Here is a 25,420-nt window from a genome sequence, read left to right as displayed (position 1 = left end):
GGGGGTTCTGTACCGATAAACGAGGAGAAGGGACGGGAAACAGCAGGAAGCGACGGGAAACAGGGGATCGGTCGGGGCGGCCGGGCTTGAACCGGCTGCGTCTCGCTCCGCGAGAAGGTGTGCCGCTCACACGCGCCCCGTGCGCCCGGGGGAGGGGAGGCCCCCGGGCCGGTTCAGAGCTGTTCGGCCAGCGCCTTGCGGTCGACCTTGCCGCTCGGGGTCAGCGGAAAGCCCGCGGGCAGGGCCCGGATCGCGGACGGGACCATATGGTCGGGCAGTTGCACCTTCAGCCCGCGGCGGACCGCGGAGGCCACCACCTCGGCGCCTTTCGCCGGTACGCAGAACGCCACCAGCCGGCGGACGCCGCCCGCGCCCGTCCCGACCACCACGGCCGCGTCGGCCACTTCGGGCAGCGCCCGGAGCCGCGCCTCCACCTCGCCGGTCTCCACCCGGTGGCCCCGGATCTTCACCTGGTCGTCCAGCCGGCCGAGGAACTGGAGGTTTCCGTCCGGCCGCAGTTCGACCCGGTCGCCGGTGCGGTAGAGCCGTCCGCCGCCGCCGACATCCGGCACCGTACGGAACTTCGCCGCGGTCGCCTCGGGCATGCCCAGATAGCCGCGGGCGAGCACCGGGCCGCCGATGTACAGCTCACCGGGCACGCCGGGCGGCCGCGGGCGCAGCCGCTCGTCCAGTACATAGGTCTCGGCGCCGGTGATCGCCCGGCCGATGGAGGGCTGCTCCGGCCAGTGCGACGGGTCGCCGCTCAGTTCGAGGAAGGTCACCACATGGGTTTCGGAGGGGCCGTACTGGTTCACCAGGACGGCCCCGTCGAGGTGTCCGAAGAGGGTGCGGAGCGCGGGGGTCACCTGGAGCTGTTCCCCGGCCGTGATCACCTCGCGCAGGAGATGCGGTACGGCGCCGGTCGCGGCGGTGTGCTCGGCGATCGCCTGGAGCGCCACGAACGGCAGGAACATCCGCCGTACCGAGGTGCGGTTCATCAGGTCGATCAGGGCCTGGCAGCTCCGGCGCGTCGGGTCGTCGGCGACCACCAGGGTGCCGCCGGTGGCCCAGGTGCTGAACATCTCCTGGAAGGAGACGTCGAAGCTGAGCGCGGAGAACTGGAGGGTCCGGTCCCCGGGGCCGCTCGGCGACTGCCCGCACTGCCAGTCGATGAGATTGGCCAGCGGGCCGTGCGGCATGGCAACGCCCTTGGGCACCCCGGTGGACCCGGAGGTGTAGATGACGTACGCCAGGGAGTCCGGGCCCGTTGCCGTTGCCGGTCCTGGTTCCGCGGCCGGTCCTGGTTCCGGGGCCGCCCCGGACGCTTCCCCGCCCGGCGACAGGGCGTCGTCGAGCAGCAGGGCCCGGACGCTCTCGGGCACCTGGAGCCGGCCGAGGAGCGACTGCTCGGTCAGCAGGATCCGGGCGCCGCTGTCCCGGACCATGCCGGTGAGGCGCGCGTCGGGATAGGAGGGGTCGAGGGGGACGTAGGAACAGCCCGCCTTGAGCACCCCCAGCACCGCGACCGCGATGCCGAAGCCGCGTTCGAAGAGGACCCCGACCGGTTCGTCCGCGACACCGGCCGTACGGAGTGCCAGGGCCAGCCGGTCCGACTCGCGGCCCAGCTCCTCGTACGACAGCTCCTTGTCGCCCCAGAGCACGGCGGCGACACCGGGGTGGAGCCTGCGGGCGGCTTCGAAGAGTTCGTGCGCGTACGGCGGCCTTCCGGTGGATTCCCGTACTTCAGTCAACGTTCGCTCCCAGGCCGGACGGGGTTCGGGGACGGGCCGGCGCGATGACCGACTCGATCGTCTTGGCGAGCGGTTCGGCCCCGGCCGACTCCAGATAGAGATGGCCGCCGGGGAAGGTGCGGGTGGTCAGCGGCTGGACGCTGCTCCACTGCCAGGGGTCGGTGTGCTCGTCGCCGAACGCGTCCTCCCGGCCCCGGCAGACGACGATGCGGCTCTCCGTCACGGTCCTGGCGGTGGTGCGGACGAACGAGTCGGCGATATCGAAGTCGGCCCGCAGCAGGGCGGCCGCCCGGGCCGCGATATGGGGGTCGCGGAGCAGGGCGGGGTCCATCGCGCCGAACCGGGCGGCGCGGCGCAGCACCTCCTCGTCGGAGACGGGCCGCTCGCCGTCGGCGAAGAGCGGGGCGGCCAGCCGGGGCGCGAGATTGGCGGAGGCGAAGAGGGTCTGGCAGCGGGGGCCGCCGCGCCGTTCGAGGGCCGCGGCCACGGCCAGCCCGAGATAGGCGCCCATGCTGTGGCCGAAGATCGACAGTTCGGTGCCGGGGCCGACGTCGCGGACCAGCCGGTCCGTCAGATCCTGTACGGCCTCTTCGGCGGTGTGCACGGTGGGTTCGCGCCAGCGGCGGCCCCGGCCGGGGAGTTCGACCGCCAGCGGTTCGACGGAAGCGGGCAGCAGCCGGGTCAGCCGGCGGAATACGGCGGCCGAACCGCCGGCGTGGTGGAAGAGGGCGAGCACGGCCATCGGTGCGCCTTCCGGGGGGTCGGGGAGGGGCACCGGAGCGGCGCGGCCGGGGAGGGGTGTGACCGGCCGCGCCGCTCCGGGCGGATCGTGCGGGTCGTCCGTGCGCCGGGGAAGGGCGTCAGCCGGCGGAGTTCTGCCCGAAGTCCCACGGGGTGAACTGGGTGCCCCGCTGGTTCCGGTCGGTCAGCCGGTTGTGGCCGTACTCGTCCCGGCCGGAAACGAGGACCGAGGCGTAGTTCTCCAGCGGGATGCTGCCGCCGTACTCCGCGACGTCCTCGGTGTCCGGGTAGACCTTCACCTGGGTCGGCACATAGCGGGTGGCGAATCCCATCCGGTAGTCCAGCCGGCTGCCGGTGTGCGGCAGGGATCCGTGCATCAGCGTCGACCAGAAGATGACGCACTCGCCCGGCTCCATGACGAGGGAGAACGCCTTCGACTCGTCCGGCCGCCAGTCCGGGTCCTTCTGGAGCTGCCGGTAGTCGTAGCCGAAGAATCCGCGCTTGACGCTGTCCTTCTCGACCTGGTTGATGGTGTCCGGGTTGTACGCCATGCCGAGGGACTCGTCGTAGTTCATCACCCGGTGGGTGCCCGGCATGAGCTGCAGACAGCCGTTCTCCTTGGTGGAGTGGGTGAATGCGGTCCAGGCGGTGATGGTGCCGCCGAAGGCGGGCGCGTTGTTGACCGCGGGCCACTCGATCTGCGGCCGGCCGCTGCCATGGGCGAAGGACGACGCCTGGTGCCAGTCCGTTCCCTCGTCACCCTGGTACTTGGGGAAGAACTCGGTACGCCAGCAGAGCAGGTTCGGACCGAGGATGGACGAGACGCGCTCGACGATGGCCCGGTTCATGATGTGCTCGCTGAGCAGATCGATATCCAGGTGCCGGTCGTAGTTGGAGAGATTGGTGACGGCGCCCAGCGCATTCTCGGGATAAATCGCCAGGGAGCGGTCGGGAACGGCCCGCCGAATCTCCTTCCAACGCTTCTCCATATCCTCGGGTTCGTAAACCTTGAGCGGCCCGATGAAGCCCTGTTCCTCGAACTTGGCGAGGTCTTCGGGGGTCAGCCGAAAGTCGGAAATTTGGTCACTCACGACTACTCCGGATTCTGGTTGGAATGTGCAGGGGGTGATCGAGCGGGTGTTATGCGGCGGACGGCGCGGACATACGCGTGTGAAGCTCCGTTACGGCCTCGCCGATCGATTCCTCGAACAGGGTCTGGACATCCAGTTCATGACCGAAGTGCTGCTGGACACGCGCATTGATGTTCATGGCGATGAGCGAGTGACCGCCCAGGTCCAGGAAGTTGTCGGTCAGGGACGCGTCCGGGGCTTCAAGGAATTCACCCACCCAGTCGACGAGCAGCTTCTGCAGTTCCTCCAGGCCGGTGGGGACGGAAACCGTCATTGCTGCCGTGCTCCTCTCGTTGGGTCTCGTGCGAGCATCCTGCGAGGATAGGCAAGTGAGCCGACCAGGGATTCGCCGGGCGCTCTGATACAGGATCCGTGCTAACACTGATTGCGCCTTGCTGAGTTCACTCTATAGCGGTTATCGGGATGGCGGTAATGCCAATCCCTTGGGGGGTATGCGCAACGAACATGCGCCCATTTCTTGCGGTGATGGCCCCCGTCCTGCCCTCTCCCGGACCGGGGCCCTGTCCCCTCCCGGCCCTGGTCCGGGCCGTTCCGCGGGTGCCGGTCCGGCGGTGGCGGGCGGGAGCGAGCCGGTCCGTCCGTCTTCCTTCCTCCGGCCCCCGGGCGTACCTTGGCCGCCGATCTGATGTTCCGTCAGCAAAACGGGAAGGGGTCCGAGGTGACGTACCGGACACGGACAGCGCTCGCGATCGCCGCGGTGGCGGGACCGGTGGTGCTGTTCACCGCCCCCGCCGCACAGGCAGCCGTCGTCGATGTGAACTACCGCTGCGCCACGCCCATCGGGGTGAAGAGCGCGGTGTCGCCCGTCGGCATCACCGCCGAGAAGAGCGGCAGCGGCTACCGGATCACCATGTCCTTCGAGAAGGGCGTCTCCTCCAGCCCCATCGAACTCGGCAAGGGCGCGATGAACCCGAGCGCCCGGCTCACCGTCGGCGGCGCCGGCTCCGGACAGGTCGCCGTCAAGGGTGTCCCCAACCCCGCGGCCGTACCGGCGAACACGCCCATCACCATCGGCAGGCTGACCGGGACCTGGACCCCGGCGAAGAGCGGCCGGACCACCTTCACCGCCGGAGAGCTGACCATCATGGCCCTCGGCACCAAGACCCTCTGCAAACCCACCAACAATCCGAAGCCCGCCCTCGAACTCGATGTCACCGCGGCGGGCGGCTCCGGCGGTACCGGCAGCGGGGGCACGCAGAGCGGCGGTACCCAGAGCGGTGGTACGGAGAGCGGCGGCGGGGACCGGGGCGGGGCCGGCGGGGACGAACTCCCCAGGACCGGACCGCTGGACTCCGCCGCCGCCCTCGCCACCCTCGGCGGCACCGTCCTGCTCACCGGTGCCGCCGGAGTCCTCTGGCTGACCCGCCGCGGCGCCCGGCGCACCGCCCACTGACGATGGCGGCGCGCCTGCGCACGGCCGTGCCTGCCCTGCTCGGCCCGGTCCTGCTGCCGGGTCTCCTCGCCGTGCCCGTGTACGCCGCGCCCGCCCCCGGCGGCCCCGGCTGGACCCTGGCGCCCGCACCGGGCACCGGCCGCCCCCATATCTATGCGGAGGGCGCGCCCGGCGCCGTACTGGAGGACCGGCTGACCGTGACCAACCCCGGCGCCACCGCCCTGACCGTACGCCTGGAACCCGCCCCCGCCGACGGCCCCGGAGCCTGGCTCGCGTTCGCCGCCCGTACCGTCACGGTGCCGCCCCGGACCCGCGCCGACGTTCCGTTCTCGGTCACCGTCCCGCCGGGCACACCCCCCGGGGAACGGAGCGCGGAGATCAGCGCCGCAGCCGTCCCGGCCGGGCGCCGTACGGCCGTCCGGCTCCATCTCCGGGTCACCGGGCCCGCGGTGGCCGCGCTCTCCGTCGAGGACGTCTCCGCCGAAGGCGCCGCCGTCCGCTACACCCTGGTCAACCGGGGGAACACCGTGCTGCGGCCCCGGGTCGAACTCACCGCCGACGGCCTCCTCGGCACCGCCCACCGCCGCACCGTCCGCACCGGTCCCGCCGAACTCCTCCCCGGGCGCCGGGTCACCCGTACCGAGACCTGGGGCGAACGCCCCCTCCTCGACACGGTCGACATCAGGGTCACCGCCACCGCGGGCCCCGGCACCCGGGCCGCGGCCGGTACCTCCGCCGCCTATGTGTCCCGGCCCCTGGCTGCCGCCGCCCTGACCGGCGCGGCGGTGCTGCTGTTCGCCCTGGTACGCCGCCTGGAACGCCGCCGCCGGGGACGGGCCGCACCCGGCGGCGTATCCGGCGGCGGGCCGCAACCGTCCGGCACCGGACAACTCGTGACAAGGCCGGGCCCATGACGACGGCGAAGAACACGACGACGGCCGGGAACACGGCGGCGAAGCCAACCGTGGGGAAGGCCGCCGCGGTGAAGAAGACGGTGGCGAAGACCCGCCCGCGCCGCGCGCCGCTCCGGTCGATCGCGGCCCTGCTGACCGTTCTCGTCCTGGCCGCTCCGACTGCCTTGGCCTTCCTGACCGCCGTTCCGGCCGGACCGGCCGCGGCCGTGTCACGGGAGGAACCGGAGGTGGCGCTCTCCGCGCCCCGGGCCGCCGTGGGCGCCGAGCTGACCGTCAGCGGTACGGGCTGGCGCCCGGCCACCCTCCTCACCCTGCTGATCTGCGGACAGAACATGATCGGCGGCACCAACTCCTGCGCCAACGCCGGAGGCCGGGCCGTCACCACGGATGCCCGCGGCGCCTTCACCCTGAAGCTGACCGTTACCGCGCCGCCCAAGCCGTGCCCCTGTGTGGTCCATGCCGCCGCGGTCACCGGCGAACGGACCACGGCCGACACCGGACTGGCCGTCACCGGGCATCCCACCGCCCCGCTGCCGGAGCGGACCGGGACCGGCCGGCTCGCGGTCCTCGCCACCACCCGGCTCGAAGGGGACTCCGGCGTCCTGGTGTTCTTCGGCGCCCCGCCCTCCCGGCGGCTGGTCTTCACGGTCGGCAATCTGGGCACCGGCCCCGTCCGGGACCCGGTCTTCGAACTCGGCACCGCCCACGGGGTGTACGCCCCGCAGTGGGAGGAGCGCCGGTGGCGCGGCACGGTCCCGCCCGGCGGCAAGGCGCTGGTCTCGCTGCCCGTGGAACTCCCGGCCGGGGCGCACGGCGACTACGAGGTCTCCGTCCGCTACGGGGACCGGGTGATCGCCGGCCAGCCCTGGCAGGTGGGGCGGCCCTGGGGCGTCACCCTCTTCTGGGTGCTGCTGGCGGTCGTCGTCCCCACGGCCCTGTTCCGGATCGGTATGGCCGTCGTCGACCGGATCCGCCCCGCCGTCCCCGCCCGCCGCCGCTCCCGCGTCCCGGCCCTGCTCCGCCGGTTCCGTACGCCCGTGGACCCGGCGCCCGGCGATACCGGCCGTACCGGCGATACGGCAGGCACCGGCACCGGCATCACCACGGCCACCGCCGCCCTGCCGTGGTTCACCCCCGACTCCGCACCGTCCAGTACCCGATCCACGACGAAGGGACAACCGTGAGCAGGCGACGGAGGAGTTGGACCCGGTCCGGCGCGGCCGGGGCCGCGCTGCTGCTCGGCGGCGCGGGGCTGGTACTCACCGCGGGGCCCGCCCGGGCCGCCGAGGTGGCGTACGACACGGAGTGCGTCCCGCCCGCGATCTCCGGGCTGCCGCCGGTGCGGGGCACCACCAAGGCGCTGATCACCGCGCCCGCCGAGGCGAAGGTCGGGGACGAGGTGGAGATCGTCTGGAAGACGGTCCAGGCCGCGTCGAAGAACCCCGACGTCCTCGACCTGGGCAAGGACACCGTGAAACCCAGCGGCACCATCACCCTCGGCGGGGCGGCCACCGGCACGCTGAACGCCGAAGGGCCCCGGCAGAACCCGGCGATCCCCCGGAACAGCCCGATGGTGCTCTCCGATATGAAGGCGAAGCTGGTGCTCCGGACGGCCGGGGAGATCACCCTCACCCCCGGCAAGTACACGATCAACGTCAGCAGGCCCATCTCCACGGACACCAGGTGCGCCCCGAAGGAGACGGTGCCGGTCGCCGCGCGGATCCGGGTGACGGCGGGCGGCGGTACCTCCGGCGGTACGGCATCGGGGGGCACGGCTTCCGGTGGCACGACGGGCGGCACGACCACTACCGGCGGCACGACCACGACGGGCGGCACGGCGGCCTCCGGCGGTACGGCCACCGGCGGCACCACCGGCAGCACCGGAGCCACCGGCGGCAGTACGTCCGGCGGCACCACCGGCGGCACCGGTCCCGCCGACTTCCCGGGGCGGACCGTCCGCACCACCTACGCCTGCACCTCCCCGGGCCCGGCGAGCATCCAGGCCCCCGTCACCGTCGACGCCCGGAAGCAGGGCGGCGACTACGCCCTCACCGTCCGGACCGGCGCTTCCGTGATGAACAGCCCCGCCCCGCTGCCCGCGGGCGCTCTGAAGGGCTCCATGGCCGTCGTCCTCGGCGGCGCGGACCGGGGCACCGTCACCGTCACCGGAGAGCCCAACAAGAAGCCCGTCGCGGCGGGCGAACCGGTCGGCATCGGCGAGCTGAAGGGCGTCTACAAACCCGGCGCGACCGGCAGGTCCACCCTCGGTCCCGGCAGGCTGACCATCGAGGTCACCCTCGGCGGCCAGAAGATCGTCATCCCCTGCGCGGTCAAGGGCAGCGCCCCGGCCTCCCTGGAGCTGACCACCGAGCAGCAGGACGGCGGCGCGAGCGGCGGTGACCAGGGCGGCAGCGGTACGGCGGGCGGTAACGCCGGAAGCACGGGCGGCGGTGACAGCAGTGGCACCGACGGCGGTCTCGCCGACACCGGCGGCGGAGACCAGGGCACCCTGCGCGCCCTCGCCCTGGCCGCCGGAGCGGTCGTCCTGCTGGGCGGCGCGGTCTTCGTCTTCGTCCCCCGGCCGGGGCCGCGCGGCCGCCGCTGAACCGGACCCGTGGCCCGGCGCGGGGGGAAGCGCGCCGGGCCACGGAGGTATGTGACCGGTGGTCAGGACGCCGGGGGACGGCGCTCCGGCGGGCGGTACGGAGTGAAAGTGACCTCGCAGGTCGCGGCCTTCACATCGGGCACCAGCGTCAGCGGGACCGACACCTTCTCGGTGAAGTACTTCTCCGTCGGGACTTTGCAGAGCCGATGGCACATCCCGGGCGACGTACTCGTCAGGAAGGTGCACTGGGTGATCCGCATCCGGTCCGGCCCGGTCCGTTCCATGGGCCCCACCAGCCAGCGGAACAGATGAGGCGTCAGCAGCGACAGGATCCGGGTCGCGGTCCGCGGAAAGCGCCGGGCGAACCGGCCCATCGCGGCGACCGTCCGCGGGCCGCCCATGAAGTCGATGTACGAGGCTTCCACGACCCGGTTCAGCTCCTCGCCGCGGAAGGTCCGGTCCTCGTACTCCGACGAGTCGACGAAGGCGTCCCAGCCGGTGAGCGGGGACTCGTAGCCGAGATTCCGGGCGCGGAGCTTGTTGAACTTCTTCAGGAACAGGGAGTCGAACACGGGAGGGACGCCTCCTGGGGAGCCGGGGCCGGCCGTACGGCGTACGGCCGCTGACTGTCGTGCTGTTCCGTGCTGTTCCGTGCGGTCCGGGGCCGGCCGCCGTGCCGGGCCGTACGGAGTCCGCGGTCGGTCCGCGGTCGGTCCGCGGTCGGTCCGCGGTCAGTCCGCGGCCGTGAGCCGCTCTTTCACCCCGGGCCACTCCGCCCGCAGGATGCTGTAGTACACGGCGTCCCGCCGCCGTCCGCCCGGCATGTAGTTGAAGGAGCGCAGTACACCCTCCTCCGTAGCGCCGATGTTCACCAGCCCTCGGCGGGCCTGCTCGTTGAGGACGTCGGTCTTGAACTCGACCCGCTCCGCGCCGAGCCGTTCGAAGGCGTGCTCCAGCATCAGGCACTTCACCCGGCGGTTGACCCCGGTACCGCGGAAGTCGCGGCCCAGCCACGACCAGCCGATCTCCAGCCGGGCATCGGCCTCCGCCAGATTGCCGTAGCACATACTGCCCGCGACCCGGCCCGACGCCTTGTCCGTGACGACGAAGACGATCCGCCGCCCCGCCGCGGTGTCGGCGAGCGCGGTGTCGAAGAAGACCTTGAAATCGTTGTCGTCGCCGACGGCGGCCACGAAGTACCGCCAGATGTCCGGGTCCATCGCGACCGCCCGGACGCCCTCGCGGTCGTCCTCCGTGACGGGGTGGAGCCGTACGTACGCGTCCTCCAGAACGGCCGGCGCCGCTTCCGCCCAGCTCATGCCTGTACGTTCCCCTCGGTCGAGTGCCGGGCCAGCGCTTCGGTGACCTGGCGCAGGGTGTGCATTCCTTCCAGGTCGTCCTCCGTGAAGTGGGCGAGGTCGACGCCGGTAGCCTCGCACAGCTCGGTCAGGAAGAGGACCTTGTTCAGCGACGTCAGGGCGTACGAGCCGACCAGGTCGGCGTCGAGGTCGAGGGCCGACGGCGCCAGCTCCCGCGGCAGTACGGCGCAGAGCTGCTCCCGGGCCGCGGTTTCGAGCGACGCGTGGTCAACGGGCATGGATTCCCTCCGAGGGGTTGTGGACGGCGGCGCGGTGGACGTCGAGGATCCGCGCCCGCCTCGGCTTGTACTGCGAGGTGAGCAGGCCGTTGCCGATGGAGAACGGTTCGTCGGCGACGACCGCCCGGCTGATCCGCTCGTCGGCGGCGAGCCGGGCGTTCGTCCGGTCCAGATGGGCGGAGATGGCGGCCCGGTCGGCGGGGACGGCGGCCGGGGAGACCACGGCCACCAGCTCGGTCTGCCCGGGGCAGAACACCACGCACTCGGCGACCGAGGCATCGGCCCGCAGGGCCTCCTCCACCGGCCGGACGACGATCTTCTTCCCGTTGTCGAGGACGATGACGTCGTCGGCCCGGCCGTGGACGAAGAGATAGCCGTCCTCGTCCAGATGCCCCAGGTCCCCGGTGCGGACCAGACCGCCGGGTCCGAACATCCGCTCCGAGTCGCCGGGCGCCGCATAGGCGTAGTGGTCGTTGACGGGGTGGTCGCTGCGGACCGAGACCGCGCCGTCCGGCCCGATCAGCACCTCCTTGCCGGGCAGCACCTGCCCGACGCTGCCCGCCCGGTGGGCCCCGGGGTGGTTCTTGGTGACGATGCAGGTCTCGTTGAGCCCGTACCCCTCGTAGATCGGCAGTCCGGCGTCTTCGAGGAACCGGAGCATGCCGGGGGAGGCGGGGGCGGAGCCGGTCCAGAGATAGCGGATCCGGTCGCCGAAGACGGCCCGGCCCGCCTCCTTCGCGTCCTCCCGGCCGCCGGAGCGCCGCAGCCGGTGTTCGATCTGCCGTTTCGCGGTCTCGAAGAACGCGGGGACGCCCATCACCACCGTCGGCCGGACCCGGCGCAGCGCCGCGAACGCCGCCTCGTAGGTGGAGACGGTGATGTCGTGGCCGTGGAGCAGCGCCGAGTACACCCAGTACCGCTGCTGGAGCAGGGAGAGCGGCAGAAAGACGAACAGGTCGTCCCCGGGGCCGTGGTGGAAGATCTGCTGGACGGCCCGCAGGGAGCTGTCGACGCTGCCCGCGGTGGCCCCCAGGCCCTTGGGCTCCCCGGTGCTGCCGGAGGTGAACTTGACCGTGGTGACGTCCTTCGGCCCCCAGCCGGGAGCCGGCGGCGGGGGCGGGTCGCCGGGTCGCGCGGCGGCGGCCGCGACGTCCGCCGCCGGTACGGTCCCGGGCACCCCGGCGGCCTCCGGCCGGTCGGTGAACAGCACCCGCAGTCCGTAGCGTTCGCGCAGTCCGGCGTCCGGGGCGAACTTGCCGGGTTCGAAGCCCGCGGTTTCGGCCCCGATCCGCAGGGCCGCCAGATCGAGCAGCACCCACTCCGGGCCGTTGGCGGCGAGGATGCCGATCCGGTCGCCGGGCCGTACACCGTGCTCCTCGCGCAGCCAGTGGGCGACCAGCCCGCTGCGGCGGTACAGCTCGGTGAGGGGCAGCCGTTCGGTCCGGGTCAGGCTGGCGAAGGCGATGTGCCCGCCGCGGTCCGGGGGGCCGGAGACGATCCGGCCCAGGGTCTCCGCCGTCACCGGTCCGCCTCCCCGGCCGGATCCGCCCCGGCCGCGTCGCCCGCCGCGCCCGCCGAATCAGCCGTCCCGGCCTTCCCGGCCTCGCCCGCCGCCCCGGCCGTGCTCGCCGGATCCGCCGCTCCGGGTGCCCCGGGCGTCCCCGCCGGGTGGAAGAAGACGGTGTCCGCGAGCCGGATCGGGCTGCCCGGCGGAACGAGTTCGACGGCGGTGGGCCAGGCGTCGGCCTCCGGCAGCCCCAGGGCCCCGGCCAGCCTTGCGCCGAAGCGCGGCATGACGGGCAGGGCGGTACGGGCCAGCAGCCGGGCGGCGGCCAGTTCCAGGGCGATCGCGGTACGGGACTCGGAGCGCCAGCCGTCGTGGTGCGCGGTCGGGGACTCCTGCCGGGAGAACCGCAGGGTGTCGGCGACGATGCCGTCGAGTTCGGCGGCGGCCCGGTTGAGGGAGAAGCCGTCGGGGCGCAGGGCCCCGGTGACGGCGGCGAGCCGGCCGCCGAGCCGGGCGAGGAACGCGGAGTGCTCGGGCGTCCAGGTCCCCGCGTCCGGCGCGGTACCGCCGTACTCCTTGGTGATCCGCTCGCCGAGCCCGGTCAGCCACCGCTGCCAGGTCCCGGCCAGGGTCTCCGCCACGGTCCGCTCGTAGGCCGCCCGCCGGAAGTCGGTGCGCTCCTCCTCCGGCCGGGTGCGGGCCAGGAAGTACCGTACGGCGTCGACCGAATCCGGCCCGAGGATCTCCTTGCCCCAGATCGCGTGCCGCCTGCTGGTGGAGAACTTGGCGCCCTCCAGCAGATAGAACTCGTTGACGTGGTAGTCGATATCGGGCCGCCACTCCGGGTGCGCCAGCCGGTAGAGCACCGGGTAGAGCACCGCGTGGTAGAAGCTGTTGTCGTAGCCGAAGAAGTGGACGATCTTCCAGTCCCGGTCCGGCGCCCCGGCCCGCCACTCCCGCCCGGTGCGGGCCCCCAGCTCCTGGATGCCGTGCAGGAAGCCGTAACTCATCTCCGGCCAGACCCAGATGACCTGGCCGTCCGGGCCGCCGCCGGGGCCGGACTCGGCCGGGGGCACGCCCCACTCCGAGGGGTGGGTGACGGGTATGTCCAGGGCGGGCCGGGCGAACAGCCGGGCCGCCAGCTCCCGGAGCCGGGCCGGGACCCGGCCCGCGCGGTGGTGCTCGGCCACCTCCGTACCGAAGTCGTGCAGCGGCAGCGACCAGCGGTCCTGCGGCCTCCGGACCGGTTCGGCGTCCGACAGCGCGGAGCGCGGGGCGGTCAGATCGGCGACGGTGTTGGGCTCGCCGCACTCCTCGCAGATATTGCCCCCGGTGCCCGCGCCGCAGCCCGGGCAGCCGCCGCTGACGTCGACCTCGTACAGATAGCCGCCGGTGACGGCGTCGAAGAGGGCGTCCCGTTCACCGACGGACACCTTCCCGGAGGAGACGATCCGGGAGAAGAACTCCCGCAGCCCGTCCCGGTAGCCCGGCGCGGTATCGGTGACCGTGTACTGGTCGGGGACGATGTCCATCAGGGCGAGCGTGCGGCGGATCTCCTCGCTGTAGTGCGCCGCGGTCTCCGCGGGGGTCTCGCCGCGGGCCCGGGCCGCGCCCACCACATAGCTCTGGTAGTCGTCGCTGCCGGTCAGATGCCAGGCGTTCGCGCCGTTCAGCCGCTGGAAGCGGACATAGGCGTCGGCGCCCAGATAGGGGCCGGAGAGATGGCCCAGATGGAGATCGCCGTTGGGCGTCGGCGGAGTGGAGAACACGAACACCGGCCGGTCGCCGAAGTCCAGCCGCCCCCGGTCGCCGGAGGAGGCCAGGGCCCGGCGGGAGTCCCGCCAGTACTGGGTGAGGAAGACCAGGTCGGTATCGCCGGTGTTGGTGAGGACATGGGTCTCGAAGGGTTCGAAGAGGGCGACGACGCCCGGTTCGGCGGGATGGCGGCGGCCGTCGACGCTGAACTCGCCGCGGCCCGCGACGATCACGAAGAACTCGGTCTCGTCGTGCTGATGGGCGGCGGACGACTGCCCGGGCGCCACCCGGCCCCAGCCCGCCCCCGTGCTCAGCCCCTCGACATCGCTCATACCGATACCGAAGGCCGTCTCCAGCACACTCTCGTCGTAACGGTTGATGATCATGATGGCCCCTGGTCCTGGGAGAGGTCGGCGGACGGATCGCGGGGAGCGGGCGGTACGGGGGAGCGGCCCGCGGGCCGCTTGGTCAGCAGCCGGACGGTCTCCGCGGCGATCGCCGGGGCCAGCCGGTAGCCCGACCCCCCGGCCGCGCCCGCGAACAGCAGCCGCCCGTCGGCGGTCAGCGGCCGTACCAGCGGACCGCCCGCCGGGTTGTACGCGTCGCAGAACACCCGCCCCGACACACAGTGCTCCGCGAGGCCGGGCGCGTACCGCCGCAGCACCGCGACGGCCTCCGCGAGATGGGCCGGGGACACCGCTGGGTCCAGGGCGTCAGGGTCGACGTCCCACTCCCGGCAGGTGTAGCTGAAGAGCCAGTGCCCGCGGTGCCGGTACGGCAGCAGGAACGCGTCCTCGTCGTGGAAGACGATCGCGCCGTCCGCCGCCGACGGCGGCAGTTCGAGATGCAGGGCGACGATCTTCTTCACCCGGATCCCGAGCGGCGCCACCAGCTCCCGCCAGGCGGGATGCGCGGTCCAGGGGCCCGGGGCCAGGACGGCCCGGGCCGCGGTCAGCACCCCGCCGGTGCCGAGCGTCAGCTCCACCCCCGCCGGGCCCGCCGTCACACCGGTGACGGCCACCCCCTCCAGGAACCGCACCCGCGGCCGGAGTCCGGCGGCGAGCGCCTGGGTGAGCGCGGGCACGTCCGCGTACTGGCAGTGCCCGCCGGTCCAGGCGGCCGACCCCTCGGGCAGGGCGCCGAGCTGTACGGGCAGTTCCCCGGCCGGCCGCAGGGCCGCCTCCGGCAGATAAGCCTCCCGCAGCGCGGGCTCCGCACCCCGGGACGCGACCACCGTCATCGGCAGCGGATGGACGGGGAGTTCCGGCCGGGCCGCGGCGAGACCGGCCCAGTACCGCTGGCTTTCGGCGGCCATCGCCCGCACGGCCGGGGAGGCGCCGCGCGGGAAGTGCAGCCCCGCCGAGCGGCGGGTGGCGCCCCCGGCGATCAGATCCCGGTCCAGCACGGTCACCGAGGCCCCGGGTTCCGCGGCGACGGCCTCGCGGGCGATCAGGGTGCCGATCACCCCGGCGCCGACCACCGCGATATCCGTGTCCCGCGGCTCCCGGGACCCGGGCGCCGGGTCCGGTAACCGGTCCCGGGCACCGGATATCCGGCCCCGGGTGTCCGCGTTCACGATCCGCCCCCGGCCCGGGGGCCCGGCTTCGACGCCCATTCGATGAACGACGGCATCTGCTCGTTGCCCGCGACCTTGCTCAGCCGGTCCGCGATCCGCCGGGACCGCCAGGCGTTCAGACTGAGATTGGGGTCCGCGAGCCCGCGCTGGCCGCGCGCCGCGTTCTGTACGAAGATCCGCCGGTCCTCGGGGCCGTCCCAGTGGACCGCGTAGTCCTCGTCGATCCGCAGTTCGTCGCCGTCGCGCTCCAGCCGGTCCGCGACCGGGGCGAGGAAGTCCATCGGCGTCGGCCGGAAGCCGGTCGCCCAGATCACCACGTCCGCCTCGAACAGCTCCGCCGAGTCCGGATGGTCGTTGTGGCGCGCCGACACCTGCCAGCCCCCGTAGACCCCGGGGGAGACGTCGAGCACCTCCCGGTTGGGGTGCAGCCCGACGAGGTCGACATTGCCCTCCACGAAGCGGTGCAGATAGACCCGCTGGTAGATATCGCGCAGGGTGCTCTCGGATATGCCGTCGCTGGTCAGCACGTGCCGCTCGTTGAAGGCGTGCCGGGTCTCCCGGTCCAGTCCGTAGAAGTACTCGGCGTACGACGGCATGTAGTAGTCGTTGGTGAACGGCGAGTCGTCGATGGGGAAGTAGTTGTTCCGGCGGGAGATCCACGAGACCCTGCGCGGCAGTTCCCCCGCCGGCCGCGACACCAGGTCCAGAAAGGCCTCCGCCCCGGACTGCCCGCCGCCGATCACCACGATCCGGCGGCCCCCCACTTCGCGCGCGGCGCCGGCGTGGTCGCTGACATGGAAGTGGGTGGGGCCGAGCGCGCCACGGGCCTGGGGCGGCACCCAGGCCCGGCTGCCGACCCCCACGACGATGTGGTCGGCGGTGACCGTCCGCCGGTCGGTGGCCACCCGGAACACCCCCGCGTCGAAGGAGATCTCCTCGACGGACTCCCCGAAGACGACATTGCCGTTGACCCGGCTCGCCCACTCCAGATAGTTGCGGAACTCGGCCCGCGGCACCGCCTCGAACTGGGCGTTGAGGAAGTGGTACAGCCTGCCGTGCTCATGGAGGTACGACAGGAAGGAGTACGGGTTCCCCGGCTCGGCGAGGGTCACCAGATCCTTGAACAGCGAGACCTGGAGGGTGTTCCCGGGCAGTTGCTGCCCGTCGTGCCAGCTGAACCGCTCCTTGCGGTCGACGAAGAGATGCGTCACCTCCGGCCGTCCGTGCAGCAGGGACGCCAGACTCAGATTGGCCGGTCCGGCGCCCACTCCCAGGCAGCGGTAGTGGGCCGGACCGGAGCGGATGGGCTCATGCGCCATGGGGGACCTCTCCTTCGGGCGGGGCACCGCGCTCGGTGCGGGACGCGGGACGGGGCGGGGCTGCGGAACCGCCGCGGGCCCCGGAGGTGTCCGGGGCGGCCGCCGGGGCGAGGGGGGCCGGGTGCTCCTCGACGACGGCGCGGACCCCGTGCTCCGCGAGCGCGCCGAGCAGGCCTGCGGCGCCGGCCGCCGACTCCGCCGCCCGGTTGAGCCCCGGGGGCAGCGCGCCGTCCAGGACCGCGGCCACCCCCAGGGCGAGCGGCAGCGACACACAGCGGGCCATGGCACTCTCCGCCGCCGTACCGGTCAGGTCGAGCAGACCGGAGCCGCGCCAGCGGGGTGTGCCGTCCGGGTCGTCGAGGTCCAGTGCCACATGCAGCACCACCCGGTCCCGGTCCGCCTCCGTCGTCGGATACCGGTCCGCCAGTTGCTTGGCGAGCGCCCTGACCCGGCCCTCGTCCCCGGCGGCGACCGTCGCGAACACCTCCGACCAGGCCGTCCGCCAGCCCGCGTTCCGCAGGGTGCCGCGGACGAAGCCGGAGAGCCGCCAGTGGTCCGGGAAGCCGTACTGGGCGGCGAACGGCTCGCTGTCGCGATTGGGATAGACCTCGAAGTCCTCCCCGGCCAGCGTCAGCGTCCGGGTCGCCGACCACGGCTGCCGGGCGGTATGCCAGGTACCGCCCTCGGCGTACCGCGCCGGGGTGCCCAGTGCGGCCAGCACCCCGTACGGTGCCCAGCTGAAGCGGTACCGGAAGTCGTTGGGCACCGCGGGCAGTCCGCCGCAGTACGAGGTGAACCCGGCCACCACCGGACGGTCGCCGACCGCCCGCCGGGCCCGGTCCACCAGGTCATGCGCCAGCAGATGGTCGATGCCCGGGTCCAGACCGGCCTCGGTGAGCACCACCAGCCCCCGCCCGGCGGCCGCCCGGGCGCCCTCGGCGAGTTCGGGGGACGTATAGCTGGTGCAGGCGAAGTGGGCGCCGCGGTCCGCCGCCAGCCGCAGCAGCTCCCGGTGCTCCGCCGCGGGCAGCATCGACACCACCGTGTCGCCCGGCCCGACGGCCGCCGCCAGGGCGCCGCCGCCGAGCCCCCGGGCCTCCGCTCGCCCGGTCAGTCCGAGGGCCGCCAGCCTGCGTTCGGCCCGGTCGGCCGTACGGTCCCACAGCACCACCCGGCGGGTGCGTTCGCAGAGCAGGCCGAGACCGCTGCGGCCGGTGGAGAGACCGGTCCCCACCCAGTGCACGACACCACCGGCGGGCGCCGGGGCGGGAGGCCGCGGAGTGCGGCCGCTCGGTTCACCGTTCACGGGACTCCTCCTCGACACGGGCGGCGAGTACGGCTTCGGTGAACCGGCGCAGCGTGCGCGACCAGGCCGGACAGTCCGGGGCGCTGCCCCAGGCACCCGGCCCCGGCAGGTTCAGCAACTGCGGCCAGAGATCCGCCGAGAAGCCCCGGCCCGCCTCGGCGGGCAGCAGGGACGGCAGATTGTCGATGGCGATCAGGTCCAGCGGGCGGGCCCCGCCCCGCAGCCGCCGTACCGGCCGGTCCCAGGAGGTCGCCTCGGAGTACACCGGCAGCACATTCCACTCCGAGCCCGCGTCGCAGGTGACGTCCGAGACCACCGAGAGGCGCCGCTCCGGCGCGTCCAGGTCCGCCGGGGTCAGGAACGGGGTCACCGGCCGGGTCACCAGCACCGTGTTCACCAGCAGACCGTGGCCCAGCAGCGCCGCCCGGTCCAGCTCGCGGGTCTCGGCCAGATCCCAGCGGACCGGGTCCAGACCGGCGGTCTCCAGGGCGTCGCAGGCGCCGCGCCCGCTCCGCCCCAGCGCCCCGATCACCAGCGCGTCCCCGGGCGGTTCGCCCGGCGCGTCGGACGACGGCCGGGCCCGCAGCAGCCCGTCCAGCTCCACCCGGTCCATGGTCCGCAGCGGTGTCTTCAGCGTCCCGCGCCGGTGCAGGACCGCCAGCGCGGCGCCCACGTACCCGGCCCAGTAGCCGAAGGCCGCCACCCGGCGCCCGTCGTCGTCGGTGAGGTACTCCAGGTCCAGCAGGGCGCCGCCGCCCGCCGTGAACCGGTCGAGCAGGGCCCGGGCGCCGGGCTGCCCCTTGTAGGCGTGGCCGAAGAAGATATGCCGGTGGCGCAGCGCGTACGGTTCGGCGGGCAGCTCCTTGAGGCCCAGCACATAGGTGTCGTCGGGAGCCCCGGGCCAGCTGCCCGCGGGCGCCGTCTCGCACCCCGCCCGCACGTACTCGCCGAGTTCGACGGCGCGCTGCGGCGACTCCTCCACGGTGATCCGTACGCCCCGGGCCACCAGCTGCGCCGCGTCGGCGGGCACCAGCGGGGCACGGCACTCGGTGGGGCGGGTCTCGTGGCGCAGCCACAGCCGGGGCAGGGCGGGCATCAGTGGTGCCCCTCGCCGGGCCGTGGCGCGTCGATCGCGGTGGACAACGTCGTCTCCTTCGTATCGGTGGCGGATCGGGTGCAGCGGTGGCGCGGACCGCCGGGCGGGGGCCGGCGGCGCCCGGGGAATCCCCCGGGCGGGGCCGTCAGCCCGGAGGCCTGCGGGCCCCGAGGGAGTCGGCGACGGCGAGCCGCAGCACATCGCTGGCGCCCTCGTAGATACGCAACGAGCGGATCTGCCGGTAGAGGCGTTCGGGTACGCCGTCCTTGACGACCCCGGCCGCGCCGAACAACTGAACGGCCTCGTCCACCACCCGCTGCGCAACCTCGGTGGCATGCACCTTCGCGATATCCGCGTACCGGCCGAAGCCGGGGTTGCCGCGGTCGCACTCCCAGGCCGCCCTGGCCACCAGCAGGGCCGCCGCGTTCAGCCCGATCTCCATATCCGCGAGCCGGGCCCTGACCAACTGGAGGCTGTAGAGCGTGCCGCCGTAGGCGCGGCGGCCCTTCGTATGGGCGAGGGCCTCGTCGGCGGCGCGGCGGCCGAAGCCGCAGGCCGCCGCGCCGACCGTGATCCGGAACCGCTCCAGCAGCTCGGCGGCGATCACAAAGCCCCGGCCCGGCCGTCCCAGCACCGCGTCCGCGGGCAGCCGGCAGCCTTCGAAGACCAGATGGCCGAACGAGCGCGGGGCGACGGCTTCCAGCTTCTGCCCGACCCGCACCCCGGGGGTGTCCGCGGGCACCAGGAAGGCGGTCAGCCCCAGCGGCCCCGGGCCCTCGCCGGTGCGGGCGATCACCACATACAGACCGGCGATCGTGGCATGCGCGATCCACGCCTTGTGCCCGTCCAGCACCCAGTCCCCGCCGCCGGTGCGCCGGGCGGCCAGCGCGACCGCCGCCAGATCCGAACCGGCCTCCTTCTCGGAGACCGCGAAGGCGCCGATCAGCGAGCCGTCCGCCATCGCGGGCAGGAACCGCTTCCGCTGCTCGGGCGTGCCGTGCCGGATCACCGGGGTCGCGGCCAGGGACTGGATGGAGTACGCGAAGTCCGCCAGGTCCTCGGTGTAGGCGAGGGCCTCCCGGGCCAGGCCGAGGGCCCGGATGTCACCGGGCAGCCCGGAGGGCGCGGCATCCGGGTCCAGCCCGGCCAGCCAGCCGTCCTCACCGAGCACCCCGACGAGGCGTCGCCCCGCCTCGTCGGGGTCGGTCCGGCGCACGGTGTCCCACAGATCCCGGTAACTGTCGCACCAGACCCCGATCTCCCGCGCCAGGCGCCGGTGCCCGTCGTCGTAGAACGGCAGCCCGGCGAGCTCGGACTCTGCTCCGGTGATCGTGTCCACTGCGGAACTCCCTCCGGGAGCGGTCGGATTGGTCGGCCCCGACCCGGCCGGGCCGGTACGGGCAGGGGGCGTCCGGGGCGCTGGGGATCCCTCGGGCGGCCGGGGGCGCTGGGGGTCCCGTTGCCTTCGGACACAGGGGGCGGAATCTGTCGGAAGACCGCTGCGGGCGAGGGCATTTAGGGGCGCGAGGAACTGCGCGAACAGCCACGGGCGGCCTGTGGTCGGCATACCGTCCCCGCCGGTCACGGCACTCCCCGCGGCCCGGAGGCTCTCCCCCGCAAGGGTCCTTGCGACGAGTTGCCCCACCCCGCTCATAAGCCCAGCACCGCCCGGGCCACCGCATCCGCGTCCTCCAGGATCACCGAGCCCACCCCGGGGCGTATCCCGGCCGCGGTGGCCCAGTGCACGTTCTCCGTCGGGACGCCGAAGGCGAACCGGCGCGGATGGGGCACCCCCGCGGCGTCCACCACCCGGTAGGGCCGCGGGGTGACCTCAAGACCGCCGGTCTCGTACCCGCCACCGCTCCCGGCGGCCGGGTCCGCGGCCGGGTCCGGCTCCGGGTCCGGGATCCGGTAGGGCCGGCACCCCCCGGTCGCCAGTAGGTGCCGCAGCAGCGGATCCGTACTGCGCCGCAGGTCGGGATCGGGGATCCGGGCCTCCACCAGGGTGGTTGCCCGGATCTGGGAGCCCGGCACCGCGTCGGAGCCGAACAGGAAACCGGCTCCGCCGGGGTCCCGGCGCACCCGGGTCCGGGGGCCGACGACGGTGAGCAGCCCGCAGTCGATCAGGGCCGCCATCTCCGCGGCCCGCGACGGCGGCGGCCCGATGGAGAGATAGGCGTTGAGCGGGGTGAACCAGCGGACGACCTCGTCGCGGTACGAGGTGCCGGTGACGCCCCCGTGGTCGATCGCCAGCCGGACCTCGTTGCGCAGGTCCCGCAGGACGTCGAGTGCGGCCTTCAGCGGATCGTCGAGATTGCCGCCGCGGGCGTGCCGGACGTCCTCCCGGAGATGCGCGGCGAGCCAGCGGTTGAACTTCCCGGGGTCCGTGAAGATCCGCCGCCCCCAGGGGCGTTCCACCCGCTCCCACTTCCACTCGTCCTGCGCCCGGACCCCGTAGCGGCGCAGTACGGCGGTCCGCCCGGCGGCGGGCGCCGCCAGATACTCGGCCAGGAAGCGGTCGGCGGTGGGCCCGTCGGCCCACTGGGCGACCAGCGCCCGGTGGTAGACGGTCGCCACCTCCGCGGAGAGCAGCGGCCAGACGTCCTCCCGGAAGGTCGCCCCGGGAGCGGCGCGGATCCGGCGGACCGCGTCGAGGGTGAGGAAGAGCGGTTCGTGCCGCCCGGCCGCGCCCTTCTGGTTCTCGCCGCGGGACTGGTACGGCACCCCGCGCCGGGAGCCCGCGTACAGCACCGGCTCGTGCCCCGACGGCAGATACTGGAGCCCGCCGTCGGGCCCGGGGGACGGCACGTACTTGCCGCCGCGGCCCTCCGTCAGCAGCGCCATCACATCGAAGAACACCAGCCCCAGGCCGCGCAGGGCGACCGGTTCCCCGGACCCGACGGCCTCCAGGGCGCCTTCCAGGTCGGCCGGGTTGGCGGGCGGGTGGTAGCGCAGCCCGTGCTCCCGGGCGTACGCCGCGAGCTGCTCCTCCTCTTCGGAGAGCCCGGCGGGTCCGTGGCCCAGGGTGAGGACCACGGCGTCGAGTCCGGTGAGCCGGGAGCCGTCGTCGAGGGTGAGGCACTGGCCGCCGGGGGCGCCGTCGAGGGCGACGGCGGTGGCCCGGTGGACGGTGACGGTCAGCCCGGCCGGGGCGGTGGCGACGAGCCGGGCGAACACCCACTCCAGATAGCGGCCGTACTGGGCCCGGGAGGGGTAGTCGTCGGGGCCGGGGGCCTCCGGGCCGGCCCAGCCGGGTCCGGGGCCGCCGGACGCCGTCCGGGCCCCGCTGCCGTCCCGGTCCCCGGCGCCGGGCCGGTGGAGCCAGTCGTGGAGGCTGGGCCCGGGCCGGACCGGGCCCGCGCACGGCACGCTGTCGTCGGTGAACTGGCTGACCTGGGAGGTCACCGTGTTCATCAGCAGATGCGGCGACTGCCCGGTACGCCAGGTCCGGCCCGGCCCCGGCGGGTACGGGTCGACGACATGGACCGACAGGGGCCGCCCCGCGGGGTGGTTGGCGCACAGCCGCTCGAACACCGCGAGCCCGCGCGGACCGAGGCCCACGACACAGATCGCGCCCGCCGGCTCTGGCATCGTCGTCTCTCCTTCGTCCGTCCCGTCGAGTCCCGTGCTGTCGAATGCCGTCCCGCCGAGCCCTCCGGGCCGTACGTCACGGGCCGTATGCCCCGGCCGGCACGCCCCGGCGGCCCGGCGCGCTATCCGGCCGAACGGCGGGCGGCCTCGGCGACGAATTCGCCGAAGGTCAGGCCCGGCAGGGTCTCCATCTCCTCGTCGGAGAAGGCGACGCCCTGGTTGTCGAGCTGCATCACCAGCTCCGCGATGGAGAGGGATTCCAGTTCGAGGCCGCCGTCGCCGAGCGGGGTCTCATCGGTGATCGAGCCCACCTCGAAATGCATGTCACGCAGGGCGTCGATAATGACTTTGCGCAGATCAGAGGACATGGATAAGCCTCCTGTCGATGATTTTTGGCGCAGTGGGGACTACCGTTGAAAATTCCTTTGGAAGTCCTTTGCGGAGTTCCTTTGAGGAGTTCCCTTGCGGAGTCCCCTCGGGGAGATCGGAGGAATCTGAAAGGGAAGATGGTCCGTTCCCCGATTCACTTCCGGCCGGAAGTCCAGCAAAGCATATTCCACCGGGGATACCAAGCGGTATGCAGTTGTTTTTTAGCCTTTTATCAGAAGTCGATTTCCAGATCTTCCAGAGGATAGGAAACGCACGCGTGTGCGTATCCGAAATCGCGGTCCGAGCGGCGCAGCTTCGCCTCCTCGGCGTGGAAGACCTGCCCGGAGCAGACCCTGACCCGGCAGAGCGCGCACTCGCCCGAGCGGCACGACGCCTGCGGCCGGAGCCCGTTCTCCTCCAGGGAGTCCAGCAGCGGCCGGCCGCGGGGCACCCGGAAGCTGCGGCCCCCGGCGGTGACGGTGACCGTGCCCGCCGGATCGGCCCCGGCCGGCCAGCGGGGGTCGGCGGGCGGCGGCAGGGCGACGCTGTTGGCCTCCAGTCTGATCCGGCGGCGGGGCTGGCCCAGCGAACGCAACTGCGCCACCAGCGGGGCGTACCGGCCGGGCGGTCCGCACAGATAGGTCATCCGGCCGTTCAGCGGGCCCACCAGCTTGTCGATCAGCGCGGCGTCCAGCGGCCCCGGGGTCCCGGTACCGCCCGGGTCCGGCTCCGCGAAGACATGGTGGACCGTCAGCACGTCGGGCCGCTCCCGCGCGATCCGGTCCAGCTCCTCGCGGAAGATCACGTCATCGGCCCGCCGGGAGCCGTACACCAGGGTCATCCGGCGGTTCAGCCCGTGGTCCAGGATGTCGCGGATCATGCTCATCGCGGGCGCGACCCCGGAGCCGCCCGCCAGGAACACCACGTCGTCGCCGTGGAAGAGGGGGTCGTGGAAGAAGGTCCCGATGGGCCCGTCGCTGGTGAACTCGTCCCCCGGGGCCGTGGTGTCGAGCAGATGGTTGCTGACCAGCCCGCCCCGCAGCCGCCGGACGGTCAGGTCCCAGTGGTCCCGGTCGGCGGGCGAGGAGGAGATGGAGAACGCCCGGCTGGTGACCAGCTCCCCGATCCGTACGGTCAGACTGATGTACTGCCCGGCGAGGAAGGACGGCAGCGGTCCGCCGCCGGTGGCCCGCAGCCGGAGCGTCTTCGCCGTCGGGGTCTCGTCGACGACCTCGGAGACGGTCAGCGCGAGGTCCTTCGGGTGGTAGGCGGCGGCCTCCGCCCAGGCGTCGTCCGGATGGCGCGCGCCCGCGTCCGCCGCGGCCCCGGCCCGCCGTTCGATCTCCGCGACGACGTCGTCGGCGCCGTCGAAGAGCCGGGCGAGTGGATTGATGGACGGTGACATATCGGACCTCGTTCCCTGAGCGGCCAGGACGGGAGCGGTACGGAGCGGTACGGAGCGGTACGGGCGGGCGGAGCGGGGCAGCGGTTCGGGGCCGGGGTTCAGAGCACGGCCAGCAGCCGCCGGCACATCCGCGCCGCGGTCACGATGGTCGAGTTGTAGCCCCCGGCGGTCACCCAGTTGCTGGCCAGCACCAGCCCGGGGACGTTCGGTTTGAGGTCGTCGTCGTGGAACAGCCAGCCGTCGGCGACGTCCTGGTCGAAGCCGTAGATCGCGCCGCCGGGCTGGCTCAGATAGCGCTTGATGGTGATGGGGGTGGAGACCTCGGCCTCCTCGATGACGTCCCGCACCCCGGGCGCGATCGCCTTCAGCAGCTCCAGCATGGATTCCGCATAGGCGTACTTGGCCCGCCGGTACTCGTCGACGGGCACCGCGTCCCAGGGGTCCGTGTACTGGAGCGAGATCAGGTTGAGCTGGGTGGCCCCCGGCGGCGAGCAGCCGTTCGGCTTGACGTCGTAGCAGCTCGCCAGGATGAACGGCGCCGGGCCGAGGGAGCGCATCCCCCGGGCCACGGTCTCCTCCGACAGGTCGGTGTGGACGAAGTTCGCGGCGGTGGTGAAGCCCAGTTCGGCGGCAGGGGCGTCGAGACCCAGATAGAGCACGGTCGCCGCGATGCCCATCCGCCGCGACCCCAGATCGCGCAGTACGGGCTCCGGTACGTCCGCCGGGTCCAGCAGCCGGGTGTAGGTCGTGGTGGCGGGGGCGTTGGAGACCACCACCCGGCAGGAGACCGTACGCCCGTCCTCCAGCAGCACCCCGGCCGCCCGGCCGCCGCGGGTGACGATCCGCTCCACGGCCGTATGGAACCGGACCTCGCCGCCCGCCTGGAGGAAGGATTCCAGCATGGCGTACGACAGGGCCTGGCTGCCGCCGACGACCTGGTACGGCTTGGTCTCCACGAACAGCGCCAGGATCCGGGAGAAGTCCATGAACGACATCCGGGACGGCAGCTGCCCGTTGTACGACCAGTAGGAGGCCAGCACGAACTTCAGCTTCTCGTCGGTGAAGAACTCGTCCAGGACCTCCCGGAAGGGCCGCAGCCCGTGTCTGCGGACGTGCGGCAGGCCGGTCAGCCGCTCGATCTCCGCGTCGATCCGGTGGAGGTTGGCCCGGGCGGTGAGCTGCCACAGCCCGACGTCACGGACCAGCTCCAGAAAAGCCGTCAGGGACTCCCGGTGCCCCGGGAAGTGGCCGTCGAGCACATCCGTGATGCCCCGCCAGTCCGCGGGCAGCGTCACATCCAGCACCCCGGGCACCACGGTCCGGTACAGCTGGTCGTCCTGGATG

22 protein-coding genes are annotated in these 25,420 nt (G+C 73.2%); 4 read left to right on the top strand and 18 right to left on the bottom strand.

The genetic code is table 11. From position 1 onward, the window contains the following. Positions 1-173: 173 nt before the first annotated feature. From ACWDR0_RS20390 to ACWDR0_RS20375, 4 genes are all read right to left on the bottom strand, one after another. On the bottom strand, positions 174-1,751 hold the full coding sequence (locus ACWDR0_RS20390) for an amino acid adenylation domain-containing protein (protein WP_456353111.1): 1,578 nt from the start codon (positions 1,749-1,751) through the stop codon (positions 174-176). Continuing rightward, positions 1,744-2,493 (bottom strand): thioesterase II family protein, encoded by a 750-nt coding sequence (locus ACWDR0_RS20385; RefSeq protein ID WP_456353110.1) that lies wholly within the window; start codon positions 2,491-2,493, stop codon positions 1,744-1,746. The genes ACWDR0_RS20390 and ACWDR0_RS20385 overlap by 8 nt, the downstream gene beginning before the upstream one ends. Before the next feature lie 118 nt (positions 2,494-2,611). Then, positions 2,612-3,583 carry a chlorinating enzyme gene (locus ACWDR0_RS20380; RefSeq protein ID WP_456353109.1) on the bottom strand — a complete coding sequence of 324 codons (972 nt, stop codon included), beginning with the start codon at positions 3,581-3,583 and terminating at the stop codon, positions 2,612-2,614. Positions 3,584-3,632: 49 nt separating this feature from the next. Beyond that, positions 3,633-3,896, bottom strand: coding sequence for a phosphopantetheine-binding protein (locus tag ACWDR0_RS20375; RefSeq protein ID WP_456353108.1), 264 nt, complete (start codon positions 3,894-3,896; stop codon positions 3,633-3,635). A gap of 405 nt (positions 3,897-4,301) precedes the next feature. On the opposite strand from ACWDR0_RS20375, the gene ACWDR0_RS20370 reads away from it, so the two are divergent. Genes ACWDR0_RS20370 through ACWDR0_RS20355 form a run of 4 tightly spaced genes read left to right on the top strand, consistent with a single transcriptional unit; the run spans position 4,302 to position 8,555 of the window. Next, the gene (locus ACWDR0_RS20370; RefSeq protein ID WP_456353107.1) at positions 4,302-5,036 is read left to right on the top strand and encodes a peptidase; all 735 of its coding nucleotides are present in this window, start codon (positions 4,302-4,304) and stop codon (positions 5,034-5,036) included. Between the two features lie 2 nt (positions 5,037-5,038). Next, positions 5,039-5,950, top strand: a complete 912-nt coding sequence (locus ACWDR0_RS20365) for a COG1470 family protein (RefSeq protein ID WP_456353106.1) — start codon at positions 5,039-5,041, stop codon at positions 5,948-5,950. After that, the gene (locus ACWDR0_RS20360) at positions 5,947-7,134 is read left to right on the top strand and encodes a neocarzinostatin apoprotein domain-containing protein (protein WP_456353105.1); all 1,188 of its coding nucleotides are present in this window, start codon (positions 5,947-5,949) and stop codon (positions 7,132-7,134) included. The genes ACWDR0_RS20365 and ACWDR0_RS20360 overlap by 4 nt, the downstream gene beginning before the upstream one ends. Next, positions 7,131-8,555: a hypothetical protein gene (locus ACWDR0_RS20355; protein ID WP_456353104.1), complete on the top strand. Its 1,425-nt coding sequence runs from the start codon at positions 7,131-7,133 to the stop codon at positions 8,553-8,555. Before ACWDR0_RS20360 ends, ACWDR0_RS20355 begins: the two co-directional genes overlap by 4 nt. 62 nt (positions 8,556-8,617) lie before the next feature. Here ACWDR0_RS20355 and ACWDR0_RS20350 read toward each other — a convergent pair whose 3' ends face one another. The 14 genes from ACWDR0_RS20350 to ACWDR0_RS20285 all read right to left on the bottom strand — a co-directional run. Further along, complete coding sequence (locus tag ACWDR0_RS20350; RefSeq protein ID WP_456353103.1) at positions 8,618-9,127, bottom strand: beta-carotene isomerase domain-containing protein; 510 nt, start codon at positions 9,125-9,127, stop codon at positions 8,618-8,620. 159 nt (positions 9,128-9,286) lie between these two features. Then, positions 9,287-9,874, bottom strand: a complete 588-nt coding sequence (locus ACWDR0_RS20345; protein ID WP_456353102.1) for a GNAT family N-acetyltransferase — start codon at positions 9,872-9,874, stop codon at positions 9,287-9,289. Continuing rightward, the gene (locus ACWDR0_RS20340; protein ID WP_456353101.1) at positions 9,871-10,152 is read right to left on the bottom strand and encodes an acyl carrier protein; all 282 of its coding nucleotides are present in this window, start codon (positions 10,150-10,152) and stop codon (positions 9,871-9,873) included. The genes ACWDR0_RS20345 and ACWDR0_RS20340 overlap by 4 nt, the downstream gene beginning before the upstream one ends. Further along, complete coding sequence (locus tag ACWDR0_RS20335; RefSeq protein ID WP_456353100.1) at positions 10,142-11,674, bottom strand: AMP-binding protein; 1,533 nt, start codon at positions 11,672-11,674, stop codon at positions 10,142-10,144. The genes ACWDR0_RS20340 and ACWDR0_RS20335 overlap by 11 nt, the downstream gene beginning before the upstream one ends. Then, on the bottom strand, positions 11,671-13,800 hold the full coding sequence (locus ACWDR0_RS20330) for a class I tRNA ligase family protein (protein ID WP_456353099.1): 2,130 nt from the start codon (positions 13,798-13,800) through the stop codon (positions 11,671-11,673). Before ACWDR0_RS20330 ends, ACWDR0_RS20335 begins: the two co-directional genes overlap by 4 nt. Beyond that, entirely contained in the window at positions 13,797-14,900 is a 1,104-nt protein-coding gene (locus ACWDR0_RS20325) for an NAD(P)/FAD-dependent oxidoreductase (protein ID WP_456353144.1), read from the bottom strand. Before ACWDR0_RS20325 ends, ACWDR0_RS20330 begins: the two co-directional genes overlap by 4 nt. An 86-nt stretch (positions 14,901-14,986) precedes the next feature. Then, positions 14,987-16,309, bottom strand: a complete 1,323-nt coding sequence (locus ACWDR0_RS20320; protein ID WP_456353098.1) for a lysine N(6)-hydroxylase/L-ornithine N(5)-oxygenase family protein — start codon at positions 16,307-16,309, stop codon at positions 14,987-14,989. Continuing rightward, complete coding sequence (locus ACWDR0_RS20315) at positions 16,299-17,615, bottom strand: saccharopine dehydrogenase C-terminal domain-containing protein (protein WP_456353097.1); 1,317 nt, start codon at positions 17,613-17,615, stop codon at positions 16,299-16,301. Before ACWDR0_RS20315 ends, ACWDR0_RS20320 begins: the two co-directional genes overlap by 11 nt. After that, positions 17,605-18,711 carry a saccharopine dehydrogenase gene (locus ACWDR0_RS20310; protein ID WP_456353096.1) on the bottom strand — a complete coding sequence of 369 codons (1,107 nt, stop codon included), beginning with the start codon at positions 18,709-18,711 and terminating at the stop codon, positions 17,605-17,607. The genes ACWDR0_RS20315 and ACWDR0_RS20310 overlap by 11 nt, the downstream gene beginning before the upstream one ends. 145 nt (positions 18,712-18,856) lie before the next feature. Beyond that, positions 18,857-20,041: an acyl-CoA dehydrogenase family protein gene (locus ACWDR0_RS20305; protein ID WP_456353143.1), complete on the bottom strand. Its 1,185-nt coding sequence runs from the start codon at positions 20,039-20,041 to the stop codon at positions 18,857-18,859. 320 nt (positions 20,042-20,361) lie between these two features. Then, the gene (locus ACWDR0_RS20300) at positions 20,362-22,302 is read right to left on the bottom strand and encodes an FAD/NAD(P)-binding protein (RefSeq protein WP_456353095.1); all 1,941 of its coding nucleotides are present in this window, start codon (positions 22,300-22,302) and stop codon (positions 20,362-20,364) included. A gap of 122 nt (positions 22,303-22,424) precedes the next feature. Beyond that, on the bottom strand, positions 22,425-22,670 hold the full coding sequence (locus ACWDR0_RS20295) for an acyl carrier protein (protein ID WP_456353094.1): 246 nt from the start codon (positions 22,668-22,670) through the stop codon (positions 22,425-22,427). A gap of 233 nt (positions 22,671-22,903) precedes the next feature. Next, positions 22,904-24,076, bottom strand: a complete 1,173-nt coding sequence (locus tag ACWDR0_RS20290; protein WP_456353093.1) for a 2Fe-2S iron-sulfur cluster-binding protein — start codon at positions 24,074-24,076, stop codon at positions 22,904-22,906. Between the two features lie 98 nt (positions 24,077-24,174). Further along, the coding region (locus ACWDR0_RS20285) for a phytoene desaturase family protein (protein ID WP_456353092.1) at positions 24,175-25,420 on the bottom strand (1,246 nt) is incomplete at its 5' end.

Source organism: Streptomyces sp. NPDC003691, assembly GCF_053981115.1.
This window is presented reverse-complemented; position numbering and strand designations above follow the sequence as displayed.